General features: G+C 63.5%; 3 protein-coding genes and 1 tRNA gene. 2 read left to right on the top strand and 2 right to left on the bottom strand.

Annotated features, from left to right (window positions below):
- On the top strand, positions 1–185 hold a 185-nt coding region (locus EA346_RS00175; RefSeq protein WP_296754116.1), incomplete at its 5' end, for a sigma factor-like helix-turn-helix DNA-binding protein.
- A 25-nt stretch (positions 186–210) separates the two neighbouring features.
- Positions 211–286, top strand: a tRNA-Ile gene (locus EA346_RS00170).
- Positions 287–908: 622 nt separating this feature from the next.
- Here EA346_RS00170 and EA346_RS00165 read toward each other — a convergent pair.
- Together EA346_RS00165 and EA346_RS00160 are read right to left on the bottom strand one after the other, a co-directional pair.
- The gene (locus EA346_RS00165) at positions 909–1,532 is read right to left on the bottom strand and encodes a class I SAM-dependent methyltransferase (RefSeq protein ID WP_296754113.1); all 624 of its coding nucleotides are present in this window, start codon (positions 1,530–1,532) and stop codon (positions 909–911) included.
- Positions 1,533–1,644: 112 nt separating this feature from the next.
- Positions 1,645–2,829 (bottom strand): aminotransferase class I/II-fold pyridoxal phosphate-dependent enzyme, encoded by a 1,185-nt coding sequence (locus EA346_RS00160; protein ID WP_296754110.1) that lies wholly within the window; start codon positions 2,827–2,829, stop codon positions 1,645–1,647.
- Between the last annotated feature and the right edge of the window lie 353 nt (positions 2,830–3,182).

Here is a 3,182-nt window from a genome sequence, read left to right as displayed (position 1 = left end):
GCGAGGCCAAGGTGCTGCGCATGCGCTTCGGCATCGACATGAACACCGACCACACTCTCGAGGAAGTCGGCAAGCAGTTCGACGTGACCCGTGAGCGCATCCGGCAGATCGAGGCCAAGGCCCTGCGCAAGCTGCGCCACCCGACCCGCGCGGAACTGCTGCGCACCTACATGGACCTCGAATAACGGCGGAAGCCTGCTGCAGCTTTCCGGGCCTGTAGCTCAATGGTTAGAGCAGAAGACTCATAATCTTTTGGTTGCAGGTTCGAGTCCTGCCGGGCCCACCATTTCCCGTCAACAACTTAGAGGCGATCCAGATTCCAGAGGCCGTTCCAAAAAACGGTCTTAGGAACCGCTCAGGAACCTCGCTGGATTGAATCCAACCGCTTTGAGGGTCTGCCCAGCGATGCGAGGCATGCGATTCCGGGCGCTCCGGTTATTCCTCCTTCATCGACCACGAGAACAGGATGCTGAGACGCTCGGGCCGTGCGCAATCCCCGCAGCAGGTGCAATCCGTTTCTTCAGTTTCGATCAGCCCGGATGCGTTCAATAACGGCAGAAGGGCTTGGCCCGAATCGCCAACAGATCCAACCCCCGCAAACCATATTTGCCTCTGTCGGCGCCCTTACGGCGGAGTCCCCGCTCTGACCAACGAGCTACCAGCAAAAACCCAGAATCTCTATCACTTGCGTCTGGTTATCCGGGAACAAGCGTTGGTCCGATATACATTCGGGGCAGAACGGCCTCACCGGGTGCCATAGTCCCGTGATGGTCCGCAATCGGCCCTGAGCGGGCACCGGGTTCGGACGGTTAAGGGGCTCAAGTCGAGCGAGAAGTGGATACCCCTGGGCCGTCACTGAAGCTTTCGTCCAATGTCTCAACGGTCCATTCGGCAACGTCCGGGACGGGTCACAGATGGCGCGGTCGCTCGAACAGGCAGAAATTGAAAGGCTGCACGGCACCGCCGGGCGTCGTGTGGTGCTCAGTGGCATGCCGGATCAGTCTCAGATCCTTACCCAGCACCGCATGGAGGCTTTCGGGCCTGTAGCGCATCACCGGCAAACCGCTGCAACGCTCGGGGCCACTCTCCGCGAACGTGGCTATGATCACCCGCCCACCAGGCCGCAGACTCCGGTGCAGGCGGGCCACATACGCCTGCTGGTCCGTTGCGGTTGTCAGAAAATGAAACACGGCCCGGTCATGCCAGAGATCAAAGCGCGCGGGGGCGAGATCGGCCTCGGTGACGTCCTGCTCCAGCCACAACACCTTGTCAGCGGCGTCACCCAGACGGGACCGGGCGGTTTCAAGAGCCTGACGCGACAGATCCAGCACCGTGAGATCGTCGTATCCCGCCGCCAGCAATTCATCCACCAGCCGGGAGGTTCCGCCCCCTACATCGATGATACCGGCGGATGGCGACAGGCCGATTTCCCGTATCCACTCCAGCGACAAACCACCGCCCTGCTGATACCAGCTCAGCGAGTCGCTCGGTCGACTGGCATAGACCTCATCCCAATGCATTCTGTCAGGCATGGTGCTTACTCATTGCATGGCGATCCGTTCACCGACCCATTGTGGGCCACGAGGTGTTCCGAGGAGACGGCCCTACTGGTCAGCGTGGCAGTCCCTTGGTTGATTCCGGCCACTACCCCCGGGGATCATCCAGCGCCTGCTCCAGATCCGCGATCAGATCCTGCGCGTCCTCCAGACCCACCGAAAGCCGGATCATCGACCCGCTGATGCCCCGGCGCTCCCGCTCGGGGTCGCTCAAGCCGTGGTGTGTGGTGGTCACCGGCTGGGTTGCGAGACTTTCCACGCCGCCCAGGCTCGGGGCGATCGCGAATAGTTGCAGGCGGTCGACGACGGCACTGGTCGCCGAGGTGTCGGCATCGATCTCGATTGTCAGCATGCCGCCGAACCCAGACATCTGGTCGGCCGCCACCGCATGACCCGGATGGCTGGCCAGCCCGGGGTACAGTACCCGCCGGATGCGCGGGTGGCGCTCCATGGCCTCGGCGATGGCGAGAGCATTCTGATTCTGCTGCCGCACGCGGACGACCAGGGTCCGGATGCTGCGCGCGAGCATCGCCGCGGTCTCCGGCGCCGGTGCGGTGCCGAGATTCTTGCGCCAGCCCGCCACCGACGCGACGAGTTCGGCCGGGCCCATCAACGCACCGGCCGTGATGTCGCTGTGCCCGCCCAGATACTTGGTGGCGCTGTGGACCACAAGGTCCGCCCCGAGGGCCAGCGGCTGCTGATTCACGGGCGAGGCGAAGGTGTTATCGACCGCGAGCCGCGCGCCGTGGGCGTGTGCCTTGCCGGCCAGCGCCTGGATGTCGAAGATCTCCAGGACCGGGTTGGTCGGCGTTTCCAGAAACACCAGCCCGTAGCCGTCGGCAAGCAGCTCGTCCAGGCGTTCCAGTTCATCGCCCAGCAGCAGCGTGGTCCGGATGCCCAGTTGCGGCAATTGGTCCGCCAGCAGTTCCAGCGTGCCACCGTAGGCATCGCCCAAGCAGACGATGCCATTGCGGCCATAGGCCAGGAACAGCGCGGCCTCGGCACCCATACCCGAGCTGAAGGCCAGGGCCGCTTCGGCCCCCTCGAGGCTTGCGAGCTTGGCCTCCAGGCTCTGGATCGTCGGGTTCAGGCCGTAGCGTGTGTACAGGCTACCGGGCTTTAGGCCTTCGACCACGTCGAGCAGTGCGCGCGTCGAGGGAAAGGCAAAGGTCGTCGTGGTGTACACCGGGGTGTGCGGGCTGCCGTGAGCATCACGGGCCTCGCCCGCATGCACGCAGCGCGTCGAGAGAGCCTGTGGTGATTTCGCTTTCATGGATAAAGAACTCCAGAGGAAATGGGGAGAATCGAATCTGAGCAGCGTTCTGCGTCCGCGCTGCGCGAGCGGCACCGGGGTAGCCGTTACCCCCGCCCCGCAGCCGATCCCAATCCCGATCCTACACGATGTCTCGACGGAGACGGTCCCGCCTTCGACGGTGCTCCGGTTTTGCGCATCGCACCAATATTCGTTAGAATTTGCGGATAGATCCGCTGAGGTATCGGTTTGTGGCGATCGGCCCATGAATGCAATCCAATCCTCCTTGAAGACCCAGTTGTTCACCCACTTCGCCCGCGTGGCCAAGGCGCTCGCGAGCCCGGTGCGCCTGGAACTCCTGGAGGCGCTGGCGC

The organism is Thioalkalivibrio sp., from assembly GCF_007692535.1.
Taxonomy (GTDB): domain Bacteria; phylum Pseudomonadota; class Gammaproteobacteria; order Ectothiorhodospirales; family Ectothiorhodospiraceae; genus Thioalkalivibrio.
This window is presented reverse-complemented; position numbering and strand designations above follow the sequence as displayed.

Bases quoted from the DNA above. Each gene is read 5' to 3' on its own strand.
- EA346_RS00165 (WP_296754113.1), bottom strand. From the start codon at position 1,532: ATGCCTGACAGAATGCATTGGGATGAGGTCTATGCCAGTCGACCGAGC.
- EA346_RS00160 (WP_296754110.1), bottom strand. From the start codon at position 2,829: ATGAAAGCGAAATCACCACAGGCTCTCTCGACGCGCTGCGTGCATGCG.